13 protein-coding genes and 2 tRNA genes are annotated in these 14,344 nt (G+C 66.2%); 6 read left to right on the top strand and 9 right to left on the bottom strand.

All coding sequences use genetic code 11. The features are described from left to right. Positions 1 to 88: 88 nt before the first annotated feature. The 6 genes from PA01_01370 to PA01_01345 all read right to left on the bottom strand — a co-directional run bounded on the left by PA01_01370 (position 89) and on the right by PA01_01345 (position 5,926). A complete protein-coding gene (locus PA01_01370; GenBank protein ID KON80480.1) occupies positions 89 to 1,909 on the bottom strand; it encodes a glycoside hydrolase family 15 protein in 1,821 nt (606 codons plus the stop codon). Positions 1,910 to 1,912: 3 nt separating this feature from the next. Further along, positions 1,913 to 2,749 carry an SDR family oxidoreductase gene (locus tag PA01_01365; GenBank protein KON80479.1) on the bottom strand — a complete coding sequence of 279 codons (837 nt, stop codon included), beginning with the start codon at positions 2,747 to 2,749 and terminating at the stop codon, positions 1,913 to 1,915. Between the two features lie 148 nt (positions 2,750 to 2,897). Further along, a complete protein-coding gene (locus tag PA01_01360) occupies positions 2,898 to 3,458 on the bottom strand; it encodes an NAD(P)H-dependent oxidoreductase (protein KON80478.1) in 561 nt (186 codons plus the stop codon). Between the two features lie 86 nt (positions 3,459 to 3,544). Further along, a complete protein-coding gene (serA, locus tag PA01_01355; protein ID KON80477.1) occupies positions 3,545 to 4,774 on the bottom strand; it encodes a phosphoglycerate dehydrogenase in 1,230 nt (409 codons plus the stop codon). Positions 4,775 to 4,844: 70 nt separating this feature from the next. Beyond that, positions 4,845 to 5,348, bottom strand: coding sequence for a CinA family protein (locus tag PA01_01350; GenBank protein ID KON82221.1), 504 nt, complete (start codon positions 5,346 to 5,348; stop codon positions 4,845 to 4,847). 98 nt (positions 5,349 to 5,446) lie between these two features. Continuing rightward, complete coding sequence (locus PA01_01345; protein KON80476.1) at positions 5,447 to 5,926, bottom strand: hypothetical protein; 480 nt, start codon at positions 5,924 to 5,926, stop codon at positions 5,447 to 5,449. A 94-nt stretch (positions 5,927 to 6,020) separates the two neighbouring features. On the opposite strand from PA01_01345, the gene PA01_01340 reads away from it, so the two are divergent. The 6 genes from PA01_01340 (at position 6,021) to gltX (ending at position 10,242) form a co-directional block, all read left to right on the top strand. Continuing rightward, complete coding sequence (locus PA01_01340; protein KON80475.1) at positions 6,021 to 7,328, top strand: SDR family oxidoreductase; 1,308 nt, start codon at positions 6,021 to 6,023, stop codon at positions 7,326 to 7,328. After that, on the top strand, positions 7,310 to 7,783 hold the full coding sequence (locus tag PA01_01335) for a DUF2269 domain-containing protein (GenBank protein KON80474.1): 474 nt from the start codon (positions 7,310 to 7,312) through the stop codon (positions 7,781 to 7,783). Before PA01_01340 ends, PA01_01335 begins: the two co-directional genes overlap by 19 nt. Positions 7,784 to 7,960: 177 nt before the next feature. Continuing rightward, positions 7,961 to 8,431 (top strand): hemerythrin domain-containing protein, encoded by a 471-nt coding sequence (locus PA01_01330; protein ID KON80473.1) that lies wholly within the window; start codon positions 7,961 to 7,963, stop codon positions 8,429 to 8,431. 97 nt (positions 8,432 to 8,528) lie between these two features. Then, a tRNA-Val gene (locus tag PA01_01325) sits at positions 8,529 to 8,603 on the top strand. 29 nt (positions 8,604 to 8,632) lie between these two features. Then, positions 8,633 to 8,707 (top strand) — tRNA-Val (locus tag PA01_01320). A gap of 137 nt (positions 8,708 to 8,844) precedes the next feature. Next, positions 8,845 to 10,242 carry a glutamate--tRNA ligase gene (gltX, locus tag PA01_01315; protein KON80472.1) on the top strand — a complete coding sequence of 466 codons (1,398 nt, stop codon included), beginning with the start codon at positions 8,845 to 8,847 and terminating at the stop codon, positions 10,240 to 10,242. A 203-nt stretch (positions 10,243 to 10,445) separates the two neighbouring features. Here gltX and PA01_01310 read toward each other — a convergent pair whose 3' ends face one another. The 3 genes from PA01_01310 to PA01_18425 all read right to left on the bottom strand — a co-directional run bounded on the left by PA01_01310 (position 10,446) and on the right by PA01_18425 (position 14,340). Then, entirely contained in the window at positions 10,446 to 11,000 is a 555-nt protein-coding gene (locus tag PA01_01310) for a phasin family protein (protein KON80471.1), read from the bottom strand. Between the two features lie 254 nt (positions 11,001 to 11,254). After that, positions 11,255 to 11,902: a response regulator transcription factor gene (locus PA01_01305; protein KON80470.1), complete on the bottom strand. Its 648-nt coding sequence runs from the start codon at positions 11,900 to 11,902 to the stop codon at positions 11,255 to 11,257. Continuing rightward, positions 11,899 to 14,340 (bottom strand): PAS domain-containing protein, encoded by a 2,442-nt coding sequence (locus tag PA01_18425; GenBank protein ID KON82220.2) that lies wholly within the window; start codon positions 14,338 to 14,340, stop codon positions 11,899 to 11,901. Before PA01_18425 ends, PA01_01305 begins: the two co-directional genes overlap by 4 nt. Between the last annotated feature and the right edge of the window lie 4 nt (positions 14,341 to 14,344).

Genomic DNA, 14,344 nt, shown 5'->3' with positions numbered 1-14,344 from the left:
GCGAGCGGGTCGACGGCGAACTCGCGGCGCTCCTCGCGGATGCCGAACGTCGATGGAAGCGTTTTCGGACCGTGGCGACGCAATCGAATCAGGGTCTGGGCGGAAGGTGGTCGGCTCGGTTCTCGGCCGGCCCATCGGCCGAAACCAGGTTGTGGGCGGAGTTGATCAGCGCGATGTGGGAGAAGGCCTGCGGGAAGTTCCCCAACTGGCGCTTCGTCCGGGGGTGGTATTCCTCGGCCAGCAGGCCAAGATCGTTGCGCAGCGCAAGCAGCTGCTCGAACAAGGCGAGCGCGTCATCGCGACGGCCGAGCATTAGGTAGGCATCGACGAGCCAGAAGCTGCAGGCGAGAAACGCCCCCTCATCGCCCTCCAGCCCATCCGGCGTCTCCTCCGGGCGGTAGCGCAGCACCAGCCCATCCACCCGCAATTCCCGCTCGATCGCCTCGACCGTGCTTGCGAAACGAGGATCCGCGGCGGGCAGGAACCCGACCTGGGCCATCAGCAGCAACGAGGCATCGAGCGCGCCGCCGCCGTAGTACTGCACGAAGCTGCGCTTGGCCTCGTTCCAGCCGTGGCGGCAGATATCGTCGTGAATCTGTTCGCGTATCGCACGCCAGCGCCCGATCGGCCCTTCGAGCCCGAATCCTTCCACCGCCTTGACGCCGCGGTCGAACGCCACCCAGCACATCAGCCGCGAATGCGTGAAGTGGCGCTTGCCTCCGCGCACCTCCCAGATCCCCTCGTCGGGCTGGTCCCAGTCCTCCTCCAGCTGGCGCAGAATGGTCTTTTGCAGGCGCCACGCGTGCTCGCTCGGCGCGAGCTGGAACTTGCGCGCAACGTGCGCGGTATCCATCAGCTCGCCGGGAACGTCGAGCTGGCGCTGAGCGTAGGCGCGGTTGCCCACGCGCACCGGGAGGCTCTCCTCGTAGCCCGGCAGCCAGGGCAGCTCCAACTCGGTCAGGCGCCGCTCCCCGGCGAGACCGTACATGATCTGCAGCTGCTTCGGATCGCCCGCCACGGCCCGCAGCAGCCATTCTCGCCAGGCGAGAGCCTCGTCGCGATAGCCCGAGGTGAGCAGCGCGTAGAGCGTCAGGGTGGCGTCGCGGATCCAGCAGAAGCGGTAGTCCCAGTTGCGCACGCCCCCCAACTGTTCGGGAAGCGAGGTCGTCAGCGCGGCGACGGTGCCGCCGGTGGGAGTGAAAGTGAGCGCCTTGAGCGTGATCAGCGAGCGGGTCACCGCCTCGTACCACGGGCTGTCCTTGCGGTCGGGATACGCGCAGCGTCCCGTCCACTCGCGCCAGCGCCGAGCCGTCTCTTCGAGGCGCGCATCGTCCGGGGCGGAGCGCGGCGCCCAGTGCGAGGGATGGTAGGCCAGCGTGAAGGGGATCGTGGCGCCCGCGCAGACACTGAACTCGGCGACGGTATGCATATCCTCCCCGCTGAGCGCGACCGGCGTGCGCAGCTGCAGGGCAGAAGGGCCGGCTACGGCGCTGATGCCATAGTCGTGACGGCGCACCCACGGGATGGTGCGGCCGTAGTCGAAGCGCAAAGTCAGCCGCAGGCGCATGCGCACCTGACCTTCGTCGCCACGGACCAGCCGCACGAGATCGATGTAGTGCTCGTCGTCGGTGAAGGGCATGAAGTCGATCAGCGTGACCCGGCCTTCGTCGGTTTCGAAGGTGGTCTCGAGAATCGCAGTGTTGGGGCGGTAGCGGCGGGTGACCTTCCGCACCGGCGCGGCCGGCGCGATCTGCCACGAGCCGTTGTCCTCGTCGCCGAGCACGGCGGCGAAGCAGGCGTCGCTGTCGAAGCGGGGCAGGCAAAGCCAGTCGATCGAGCCGTCTCGCGCGACCAGCGCGCCGGTAAAGGTGTTGCCGATGAAACCGTAGTCTTCGATGGGCTTGCTCATGGCTCAGCCGTTGCCGCGAAACGAGGGATAAAGGCTCATGCCGCCATCGACGAAGAGCGTGGTGCCGACGACGTAGTCGGAAAGGTCGGACGCGAGCCACAGCACCGCCTCGGCGATGTCCTCGGGTTCGCCGATGCGGCCGTAGGGGATGAGCTTCAGGAGCTCGCCGTGCGCGTCGTCGTTCTCCCATACCGAGCGGTTGATCGGCGTGCGGATGGCGCCGGGCGCCACCGCATTGACGCGGATGCGCTGGCAGGAGAGCTCTTGCGCGAGCGACTGCATGAGCAGCATCACGCCGCCTTTGGCGGCGGCGTAGTTGGCCTCGAAGGCCCAGGGGATGAGCTGGTGTACCGAGCTGATGCAGATGATCTTGCCCAGCGCGCAGGAGCGCTCGGGCTGCATGCCTCGGCGCAGGAACTCGCGCACCGCCTCGCGCGCGCACAGGAACTGGCCGGTGAGGTTGACGTCGATGACCTGCTGCCACTGCTCGAGGCTCATCTCCTGAAAGGGCGCGCCGCGCTGCACGCCGGCGTTGTTCACCAGGATGTGCACCGTGCCGAAGCGCTGGACCGCTTCGGCGAACATCGCCTGCACGTCTGATTCGCGGCTGACGTCGGCGGCGAAGGCCATGGCCCGGCCGCCGTCGCGCTCGATCGCGGTCACCACGTCGGCTGCCGCGCTGGCGCTGCGCGGCAGGTGATTGACCACCACTGTCGCCCCCGCCTGGCCGAGCGCAAGCGCGCATGCGCGCCCGATCCCGGAGTTCGCGCCGGTGACGATGGCGACTTGGCCGGCAAGCCCGAGATCGGGCGCGTGCGTGAGTTCGGCAGGTCTCGGCATGGCGTGGGCAATTCAGTAATCAGCTAGCAGGACTCGCGGTGGCGATAGCGCTTGTACTGAAAGCGGCTGATGGCGCTGGGGCGGCGGTTCGCGGCAAAACGCGGGTCCCGGACCCAAGGCTTCTTCCGTAACGCGTCCGGCAAGTCCGCTATTTGCCGCGCAACGGCTGCAACGCCCCAGTCCAGGCCACCAGCTGGTCCAGCATCGCGTTAACAGACTTCTCGTGATGCGCAGCAGGCTTGAAAGTGCTGAAGTTTTCGAAGTCAGTGAAGAGCGAGAACATCACCTGGTTACGGACTGTGGCGACCTGGACTTCGGCCATGACCAGCCGCAGGTGCTCGACCGCCCGGGCGCCACCGGCGCTGCCGTAGCTGACGAAAGCGGCGACCTTGTTGTTCCATTCCTTGTACAGGTAGTCGATGGCGTTCTTCAGGGCAGCTGACGTGCCGTGGTTGTACTCGGGAGTGACGAAGACGAAGCCATCGAAGGAATCGATTTTCGCCGCCCACGCCTTCGTGTGGGGCTGGCTGTACTGTCCCCTCGATGGCGGTACCGGCTCGTCGAGCAGCGGCAAATTGGCGTCCTTCAGATCCACGAGCTCGAACCGGGCATCGGTCCGTCTCGAAGCGATGTCGAATACCCATTTCGCGACCGCCTCGCCAATGCGCCCGGGACGGGTGCTGCCAATAATCACTGCAATCCTGATCATGTCGGTATTCCTCCTGTTGTTCGCCGGTAGAGCAAGTTGCGAGCGGTAAAGTTCGGCTCGGCACCGGGCCGATAGAAGCCGGAAACTCAGCAGATCAGGCGGCAGCGTATCGTCCCGTCGATCGCGTTGAGTTCGTCGAACGCCACCTGGCGCGCTTCGGCCTCGACGTCGATGACGACGTAGCCGACGTGCTGGGTCGTCTGCAGGTACTGCGCGACGATGTTCAGCCCGGCTTTCGAAATCCGGTCGTTGATGCGCGCGAGCATGCCCGGGACGTTGTGGTGGATATGCAGGACGCGGCACTGGCCTTCGTGCGCGGGCAGCGACACTTCGGGGAAATTCACTGCCGAAACCGTCGATCCGTTGTTCGCATAGCGCGCGAGCTTGGCGGCGACTTCGCGGCCGATGTTCGCCTGCGCTTCGGCCGTCGAGCCGCCGATGTGCGGCGTCAGGATGACGTTGTCGAAGCGCAGCAGCGGGGAGACGAAAGCTTCGTCGTTGGACTTCGGTTCGGCAGGGAACACGTCGATCGCGGCGCCGAGCAGATGGCCCCCGGCGAGCGCATCGGCGAGCGCATCGATATCGACGACCGTGCCGCGCGACGCGTTGATGAGGAAGCTGCCGGGCTTCATCGCGGCGAGGCGAGTCGCGTCGATCATGTCGCGCGTCGCCGGCGTTTCAGGCACGTGCAGGCTGACTACGTCCGACACTGCCAGCAGCGCTTCGAGCGACCCCAGCTGATGCGCGTTGCCGAGCGACAGCTTGGCCTCGATGTCGTGGTACACGACTTTCATGCCGAAGTGCTCGGCGAGCACGCCGACCTGCGTGCCGATATGACCGTAGCCGACAATGCCGAGCGTCTTGCCGCGGATCTCCCACGAATTGCTTGCGCTTTTCATCCATCCGCCGCGGTGCAGCAGCGCGTTTTTCTCCGGAATGCCGCGCATCAGCATGACGATCTCGGCGAGCACGAGCTCGGCGACGCTGCGCGTATTCGAGAACGGCGCGTTGAACACCGGGATGCCGAGCAGCGCCGCGGCGTCGAGGTCGACCTGGTTCGTGCCGATGCAAAAGCAGCCGATGGCGAGCAGTTTCGGGGCGTGCGTCAGCACTTCCTCGGTGAGCCGCGTGCGCGAGCGGATGCCGACGAAATCCGCGTCGGCGATCGCATGGATGAGGTCGTCGCCGGTCAGCGCGCCGGGCCGCGCATCGACGCGCGAATAGCCGCTCGTGGCGAGCGTCTCGATCGCGGTCGCGTGAATGCCTTCGAGCAGCACGAACCTGAAATCGGTGTGGTGCAGCGGTGAATTTTGCATGTTCGGGCCTCCCGCCGTCCGGTGAATGCTCGTCCGGCCCGCCTCGCGCCCGAAGGCCCGACGGCGGGGCTCAGGACGATTCGCGCAGGCGGGCGAAATAATACGGGACACGCATCAGCGCATAGTGTGCGCCGGCATCCCGGACTTCGTTGCGACCGCCGGAAAAACGATGCGTTTCGCTGAAGATCGCCGGATCGCCGTCGTCGTTTTTGCCGGTGCGAAACGCCCACGCGAAGCACTGCGTCCCGGCCGGAGTTTCATCGTCGACCGCTTCGGCGACGCCGGTGTTCGCGATCGCGAGATTCGCCGCGCTTTTTTTCAGCGCTCCTGCCGCCATCTCGCGCGCGACTTCTTCGCTCGTCAGGTTGAAGCGTTCGATCGTCTCCCGCTTCACGCCGAGGCACTGCTCCTTCGCTTCGCACGAATACACCACGTAAGCGCAGTCGAGCAGCGCGCCCGCGCCCGGAATGTCCGCAAGCCGCGCCGCGATCAGCCCGGCGGTGCAGGATTCGGCCGTCACCAGCACGAGTCCGTTCTGCTTCATGAATTCTGCAACGTCTTCAATCGGTTCCATCGTCATCGTGTTTCCCGTTGTCGCCCAGTTCCGCCCGGAACGCCGTCGTACGCCGGTCCAGCAATTGCGGTGCCTCGCCGGGCGACCCGGAAGGCAGGTTATCGACGCCGTTCGCTCCGCAGCATTTCGCCGAGGGACGGCAACGCGAGGCCCAACGCGAACGCGAGATAGACCACGGTCAGCGATTCGGGACTGAGGCGGCGCTCGAAGCCGGGCGTCAGCCGTTCCGGGGTCAGACGCAGATCGACGAAGCATGCTGCGGCCGACACGCCGAGCGCGGTGGCGATCGTGCGCCCTGCGCCGCGCGATTCGGCGCGCGCCATGCGTTCCTCGAACAGCAGCGCCCACAGGATCGACATCGCATGGTGGATGCCGACGCCCGGGAGCGTATATCGCAGGGAAGGCTTCTGCTGGCGCAGCGCGACGCCGCGCCAGATCCAGTGGCTGACCGCATTGACCGGCGCGAACACGCTGCAACAATCGCGCTGGCCGCCGCACGCAAGCGCGACCAGCGAGAGGATCCCGGCACCGCTTCCGGAAACAATGGCGCGGCGCAGCACGCGCAGCCAGTCGGTCATGAGTCGCTCCGTCAGTCTGGAGGGTGGAAGAGGGGAGAGCGGCCTTTGCGCCAGGCCCATGCAAGCGCGGCGCCCGCGTGCAGGAGAAAGTGCGATGAACATTCTGATCACCGGGGGAACCGGCTTTCTCGGCAGCCATTTCGCCACCCGGCTCGCCGGCGCAGGCCACCGCCTGACGCTTGCCGTGCGCGACCCGGCACGCGCCCGGGCCCGCTCGAGCGGGGCGGCGTACGCCTATGCGGCGGTCGATTTCATGCGCGCGACGCGCAGCGCCGACTGGCTGCCGATGCTCGACGGCATCGACGTCGTCATCAACGCGGTCGGCATTCTGCGGGAAAGCGGGGGGCAGACGTTCGACCTGCTGCATCGGCAGGCGCCGGCAGCGCTGTTCGGGGCGTGCGCGAGCGCCGACGTGAAGCGGGTGATCCAGATTTCCGCGCTCGGTGCGGACGAGCACGCGCAAAGCGGCTACCACCTGAGCAAGCGCGCCGCCGACGAAGTGCTGCTCGGCCTGCCCGTTGCGGCCGCGATCGTGCAGCCTTCGCTGGTGTATGGAGCCGGCGGCACGAGCGCGCGGCTTTTCGGCGTGCTCGCGTCGCTGCCGCTGATCCCGCTCCCCGGGCGCGGCGAGCAGCGGGTGCAGCCGGTGCATATCGACGATCTCGTCGAACTCGTCGTGCGCCTCGTCGACGGCGAGCTGCCCGAAAACCCGCGCATCGCCGCAGTCGGCCCGCAAGCGCTGACGTTGCGCGAGTTTCTCGCGGCGCTGCGCAAGGCGCTCGGCATCGCGCGTCCGCCCCGTTTCATTCCGGTGCCCGATGTGCTGACCGACAGCGCAGCAAAAGCCGCTTCGATGCTGCCCGGCGCGCTGCTCGACGTCGAGACGCTCGCGATGCTGCGCCGTGGCAACACGGCTGATCCGTCAATGATGCGTCGCCTGCTCGGCCGCGAGCCGCGCGGAGTCGACGACTTCATCCCGCGTCCGGAGGCCGGCGCGGCGCGCCTCGGCGTGCAGCTGCAATGGCTGCTGCCGGTGCTGCGCGCGAGCCTCGCGTTCGTCTGGATCCTGACCGGCATCGTCTCGCTCGGCGTCTTCCCGGTCGCCGACAGCCACGCGCTGCTCGCCCGGGCCGGCGTGCCGGAAGCGCTGCGTCCGGCGGCACTGTATGGCGCCGCGCTGCTCGACCTCGCGCTCGGCGTGCTGATGCTTGCCGGGCGTCGTCGCGCGGCGGTGCTCGTCGTGCAGGCAGGGCTGATTCTCGCCTACACCGCGATCATCAGCTGGAAGCTCCCCGAATTCTGGCTGCACCCGTATGGTCCGGTGTCGAAGAACCTGCCGATGCTCGCGGCGATCTGGCTGCTGTACGAACTGGAATCGCAGCGATGGAATACCAATACCTGATCGTCAAGTGGCTGCACGTGCTGTCATCGACGGTGCTGTTCGGCACCGGCATCGGCAGCGCGTTCTACCTGCTGCGCGCGAGCCTCGAGCGCGATCCGCTCGTTGCCGCGTCGGTCACGCGCAGCGTCGTCGTCGGCGACTGGCTGTTCACCGCCACCACCGTCGTGCTGCAGCCGCTGACCGGATTCTGGCTGACCGCGTTGGCCGACGTGCCGCTCGACAGCCGCTGGATTGCGTGGTCGGTGGTGCTGTATGTCGTCGCGGTCGCGTGCTGGCTGCCCGTCGTCGTGATCCAGATCCGCCTGCGCGATGTCGCCGCCGAAGCGGCGGAGAACGCCCGTCCGCTGCTCCCCCCGCGCTACTGGCGACTGTTCCGCGTGTGGTTTGCGCTCGGCGTGCCGGCATTTCTTGCATTCGTCGGTATCTTTTACTTGATGGTTACCAAGCCGATATGACGTTGACCGCACGCTCGCCGCCTTGCGCCGCAGCGGGAGCGGTCCTTGCTCCATCGGCCTGCGGACCGTTCCCGAGCCAGTCGCGCACCGGCCGGTCCGGATTTCCGGCGACGACCTTCCGGGTCGATCGCCCCGCGGTCTTCCGCGCCGCTGCATCATCCAATCGAGGAGAACACGATGAACAAGTCGAGTCTGCCCACCGGCCTCAAGGACGCCCTCGGCGCCCTGCTCGAGGATCACCGCAAGGTCAACAAGCTCTTCGGCGACTTCGAGAAAGCGAAGACGAGCGAGGAGAAGGCCGAAATCGCCCGCACCGTCTGTAATGAACTGACCGTTCACGCGACGCTCGAGGAAGAGCTGTTCTACCCCGCAGTGCGGGAAATCGACCCCGAGAAGTTCGGCGATCTGCTCGACGAGGCAAAAGTCGAGCATGCCACCGCGAAGGAGTTGATTGCGCAGATCGAGTCGATGGGCCCCGACGACGAACTGTTCGACGCCAAAGTCACGGTGCTCGGCGAGTACGTCAAGCACCACGTGAAAGAGGAAGAAGAGGAGCTGTTTCCGAAGCTCGTCGCGGAGAAGTGCGATCTGCGGCCGATCGCGGAGAAAATGGAGGCACGCCGCCCGGCGCTGTCGAAAGCGGCATAACCGCAGTCGGGGGCGGCCTGACAAGCGCCCCGATTTGCCGCGATTGTCGCCTTGACGCGGCAGGGGGCTCCTTCTACAATTCGCGCTCTTCGCCGACGGGCGGTTAGCTCAGCGGTAGAGCACTGCCTTCACACGGCAGGGGTCACTGGTTCGATCCCAGTACCGCCCACCAGTTTCAGGCGAAGACACACCGCAGCCCCGGGGCGGTTAGCTCAGCGGTAGAGCACTGCCTTCACACGGCAGGGGTCACTGGTTCGATCCCAGTACCGCCCACCAGACACGACCCTGAAGCTGCCCGGCTTCGGGGTTTTTGTTTTTATGCCTCGCCCGCCGCAGTCCCGGTCACGACAGGGGACGTCCGGGCGAAGGCGTAGAATCCAGGACTTTCGACCCGGCTCCGCGCCCCTATCCCCATGGCTTCCAACGTTCGCACCCGTTTCGCCCCGAGCCCGACCGGCTACCTCCATATCGGCGGGGCGCGTACCGCTCTGTTCTCATGGGCATTCGCCCGCCGGCATGGCGGAACTTTCATCCTGCGTATCGAGGATACCGACGTCGCGCGCTCGACGCCCGCCGCGGTGCAGGCGATCCTCGACGGCATGAGTTGGCTCGGGCTCGACGCCGACGAAGGGCCCTTCTACCAGATGCAGCGCATGGAGCGCTACAAGGCGGTGATCGCCGAGATGCTCGCCGCAGGCAGCGCGTACCACTGCTATGCGTCCACCGAGGAACTCGACCAGATGCGCGAAGAGCAGCGCGCGCGCGGCGAAAAACCGCGTTATGACGGGCGCTGGCGGCCCGAGCCGGGCAAAGTGCTGGCGGCGCCGCCCGCCGGCGTCGAGCCGGTCGTGCGCTTCCGCAATCCGGGTGAAGGCGTCGTCGCGTGGGACGACCTCGTCAAAGGGCGCATCGAGATCGCGAACGCGGAACTCGACGACCTCGTCATCGCGCGCGCCGACGGCACCCCGACCTACAATTTCTGCGTCGTCGTCGATGACCGCGACATGGGCATCACGCACGTGATCCGCGGCGACGACCATGTCAACAACACGCCGCGCCAGATCAACATCCTGCGCGCGCTCGGCGCGGAGGTGCCGCTGTACGCGCACCTGTCGATGATCCTCGGCGACGACGGCACGAAGCTGTCGAAGCGCCATGGCGCGGTCAGCGTGATGCAGTATTTTGATGACGGCTACCTGCCTGAAGCGGTCATCAACTATCTCGCGCGCCTTGGCTGGAGCCATGGGGACGACGAGATCTTCCCGCGCGAGCAGTTCGTCGCGTGGTTCGATCTCGACCACATCACGCCGTCGGCGGCGCAGTTCAACACCGAAAAGCTCAATTGGCTCAACGCGCACTACATCAAGCACGCCGACGACGCGCGCCTCGCGGCGGACGTCGCCAACCGGCTCGCGCGCCGCGGCGTCGACCCGGAAGCCGGCCCGCGCCTCGAATCGGTCGTCGCGCTGTACAAGGAGCGAGTCGCGAACCTGAACGAGCTCGCGGATGCGGCCGAACTTTACTGCGTCGAAGTCCACCCCTCGGACGAGCTGCTCGCGCAGCACCTGACCGACGCGGGCAGGGTGGCGCTCGCGAGCCTGAAAGCGCGTCTTGCCGACGTGGCATGGGAAAAACCGGCGCTGAACCAGGCGATCAAGGACACGATGGCCGAACACGGGCTGAAGATGCCGCAGGTCGCGATTCCGCTGCGCGTCGCCACGCTCGGTGTCGCCCAGACGCCCGCGATCGACGCGGTGCTCGAAGTCCTCGGGCGTGAGCGGGTGCTGAAGCGCATCGGCCGCTACGTCTGAGCGGCGGCCTGACCGCACAATCCTGTCTTGCCCCGCCCCCGGGGCAGTGCCGGCTTCCCGGCGGATTACCGGGCCGGCACGCCGCCACGAAAAAAAACCCCGCGCCGCCTGAGCGGTTGCGCGGGGAAGGTTCACTTCGCACTCCACCCGGGGGGGTTCCCCGGGGATTTGCGGAGGATTTCTTTGTGCTTTCCGGCTGCCGGTCAGGCGACCTTGCGCGCCTGCTTCGTCGTCGCGGTGACGATCGGCTGCAGCGCGTTGCTGGCGGCCGCGAGGTTCGACTCGGTGACGTCGCGAGTCGTCTTGATCATGTTCTCGTACGTGGCGCTGGCGTTGGTCATCGCGGTCTTCATCGCGGCGACGAGGTCGGCGGCGCCGCTCGGACCCGTTTTCGCGACGCTGTCGAGCAGCTCATGCACCGACTCCGACACTTCGTTCAGGCGCTGCGTATTGAGCTCCGCGACCTCGCTCTGGGTCTTTGCGCACAGCTCGTTGAAGCTGCGGAAATATTCCGCTGCCTGTTCGAACATCTTGCCTTGCGTACCCATGCGCGCTGCGATCTGCTCGCGCATGTCATTGCTCGCCGTCAGCGGCGCGGCAGTCGCGGTCGCGGTGCTGCACAGCGTGCGGGCCGCCTCGATGTTGAGCGCGACGAGCCGCTCCGACGCATTCAGGACAATGCCGGCGAAGGACTGGAAAGCCTGAATGTTGCCGTTTGCTGCCTGCGTCAGTTTCTGTACGGAAGGAAGAGTATTCATGTTTGAATTCCTGAAAGCGTATTTATTCAAATCTCGCCGCAGCGAGCTTCGTTGCCCGGTGTAAAGAGCTTCGGAAGACCGGCTCCCTTCTTTCTCCACGTGGCCTCGCCAGTATAGCTGGTTTAATCCAAATGCATAAAACGAAGATCATTCCGGGCAGCGGGAATGCTACTTGCAGCCCCACTTTGGGACCATACGGTGATTGGCGTGTTCGACGTACCGGAAACCGGGTAGGCTGCGCAAAAAATCCCCTATCAGCCTGTAACCGTCGTGATTCCGCTGCGAATCGCGTACTTCGTCAGTTCGGCAACGCTGTGCAGATCGAGCTTGCGCATGATGTTGCGGCGGTGCACCTCGACAGTCGAGGGCGCCAGGTGCAGCCGGTCGGCGATGCGGGTGGACGTGTAACCTTCGGCGATCAGCTGCAGCACCTGACGCTCGCGGGCGGTGATGCGGGGCGCGGAGATGTCCTTCGGCGCGTTGTCGAGCAGCGCGTTCGTGACCGTCGCGGCGACGTCCGGACAGAGGTAGGTCTTGGACTGCTGCACGGTGTGGATCGCGCGCAGCAGCTCGTCACCGGCCTCGGCTTTCGTCACGTAGCCGGTCGCGCCGGCGTTGAGCAGGTCGAGCACGAACTGGCGGTCGGAGAACGCCGAAAGCCCGATCACGCGCACGTGCGGGCGGATCGCGAGCAGGCGGCGCGTCGCCTCGATGCCGTTCATCCCCGGCATGCCGATATCGACACAGGCGATGTCGACCGGCTGGTGGCTGATCAGGTCGATCAGTTCGTCGCCATTGCTCGCTTCGCCGACGATGCGGATTCCCGGCTCCTTCTCGAGCATCGCGCGCAGCGCGTGACGAAACATCTGGTGGTCGTCGGCCAGTACGATACGGATCGTCATAAGGTCCCCGGTTGTGCCTGGAACAGGCGGTCGCTCGCGCGCCGCGAAGGATGCTGTCGAGTTTTCCATAGGGTGTTCAGTGCATGAAGGTCGAAAGTCACGGTGATTTCTGTCCCGGATTCTGGGTTGGATGTGATGGTGAAGCGGCCGCCCGCGAACTCCGCCCGTTCCTTCATCGTGATCAGTCCGAGGCCGGGCTTGGAACCGCTTTCGCCCAGCAGGCAGGAGTCGAAGCCGACTCCGTCGTCGGAAATCTTCAGGATGAGGGCGTCGGCGGTCTCCGCCAGTTGGAGGTGAATCGTTCCCGCATCGGCATGCTTGGCGCAGTTCGTGAGCGCTTCCTGGGCGATGCGGAACAGCAGCGACTGTACGTTCGGCAGAAGCTGGGTTTTCAGAGATGCCAGCTCGAGGCGTACCGCAATGCCGGTCCGGCGCGCGAATTGTTGCGCGTAATCCTGCAGCGCCGGGATCAAACCGGCGTAATCGAGCGTCGCCGGACGAAGGTTCGTGCAGATCTCCCGAATGCCCGCGGCGGTGTCGAGCAGGAGGGCCTGGGCGTCGCCGAGCATCGGCTCCAGCTCGCTCAATACCGACGCCGGCAGCGCGCACGCGAGGTTCGACAGCGTCAGCTGCAGCGCAGCCAGGTTCGGGCTCGCGCGGTCGTGGAGTTCGCCGGCGAGTTTGCGCCGTTCGTTTTCCTGCACGTCGACCATGTGCCGCGACAGCTCGGCGAGCCGCGCTTCATGGGCGGCGCGCTCGATCTCGAGCTGCTTGCGCGCCGAATTGTCCGACAGCATCGTGCGGGTCGCGACGAAGTGGCCGTCGGCGTCGAGGATCGCGGTCGAGTCGACCTGCACCGGCAGCTTCGATCCGTTGCTGCGGATCAGCTCGAGTTCCAGGCTCTGGAAGAGGCCGGTCTGCTTCAGGCTCAGGAACTGGTCGAGAAAGAGCGGCTGGCTTTCGGGATTCAGGAGGTCGACCATCTTCATCCTGCCGACAACCTCTTCGCGTTCGTAGCCGAGCCAGTTCAGCGCAGTGTCGTTGATGCGGATGATCAGGCCATCGGCGTCGACCGACTGATAGCCGCACGGCGCGTTCTGGTAGAGATCCTCGATCTCGAGCGTCTTGCGGCGAAGCTGCTGTTCGGCGAGCTTGCGCTCGGTGATGTCCTGGACGGTCCCGAACAGCTTGTACACCCGCCCCTCGGCGTCCTTCAGCGGGACGATCTGGGTCGCGTGGTGGTGCACCGCGCCCGACGGAAGGGTGATCGTCTGTTCGAGTTCGCAGCGCTCGCCGGTGTCCATCGCGTGGCGGAAGCGGGCGCGGGTTTGTTCACGCGTGTCCGGCTCGTAATACGCGAGCGCCCCTTCGCAGTCCGGCGCGCCCATTTCCAGCGGTCGTTCGAAGAGATGGAAGAGCTCCGGCGACCACGTCATCGCGCCGGTTTCGCGGTCGAGTTCCCAGTCGCCGATCCGGCCCACCGCCTGCGCTTCCTGCAGACGGGCCTCGCTTGCCCGCAACGCCGCTTCGGTGTGGCAGCGCAGCGCCTCGCGGTCGAAATGGTCGAGCGCGAAGGAAACGTTGTCCGCCATCTCTTCGAGCAGCGCGACCGCTTCGTCGTCGAAACGATGCGCCGTGCCGCCGTAGACGTTGAGTCGGCCGAACAGTGCGCCGTTGCGCTGCAGGGGCAGGGAAACGAGGCACGCCAGACCGTGAGCGGCTGCGGCGGCGTGCCACGCCGCGAGATCCGGATCCGCAGCGATGTCCGGCACGATTGACGGCACCAGACCGTCCCTTGCCGTCTCGATGCGGTCATGGCGCTCAATGCTGGCGGGGCCTGCCTCCGTCCTGAGGTCGTCCACGTAGGAGGCGGCCGCGCCCGCCGCCTCGACCGGGATGATGTACCCGCTCAGCGGGTCGTGAAGCCCGATCCATGCGAGCTTGAAACCGCAGTGGCGCACGCATGCATCGCATACCGCGCGATACACCTCTTCGGGCTTCGAGCTGCGCATCACCGCTTTGTTGGTCTCGGAGATGGCGCCGTAAAGCTGGGAAAGGCGAAGCGCCCGGGCGCTGGAAAGCTGTTTCTCGATCGCGTCGAAGCGGCCCATCAATGCGACCGATGGCGCGAGGCCGAAATCTTCGGCAACGCGCTGGAGATCGAACTCGGCGCTGTGCCCCCCGCTCGACTCGCCGGCAAGAATCCCGAGCACGTGACTCGCCTTGCCTGCTGCAGCTTCCCTGACCGCACGCTTGATGTTCAGCGCGCCGACGCCCCATTTTTCCCAGCCCGGCGCCGACCATAGGGGTTTTCCGACGATTTCGTCCGCGGCGACGTCGAAGAACGCAACGAGACTTCGGTTTGCGCGCAACACCGTGCCGTCGCAGTCCAGCAGGCCCAGCATCTGGTCGGTGGTGTCAACGAGGGCGGCGTCCACATTT

Origin of the sequence: Azoarcus sp. PA01, assembly GCA_001274695.2 — a bacterium.
Taxonomy (GTDB): Bacteria; Pseudomonadota; Gammaproteobacteria; order Burkholderiales; family Rhodocyclaceae; genus Aromatoleum.
The sequence above is the reverse complement of the archived record's forward strand: the minus strand, read 5'-3'. Positions and strand labels throughout refer to the sequence as shown.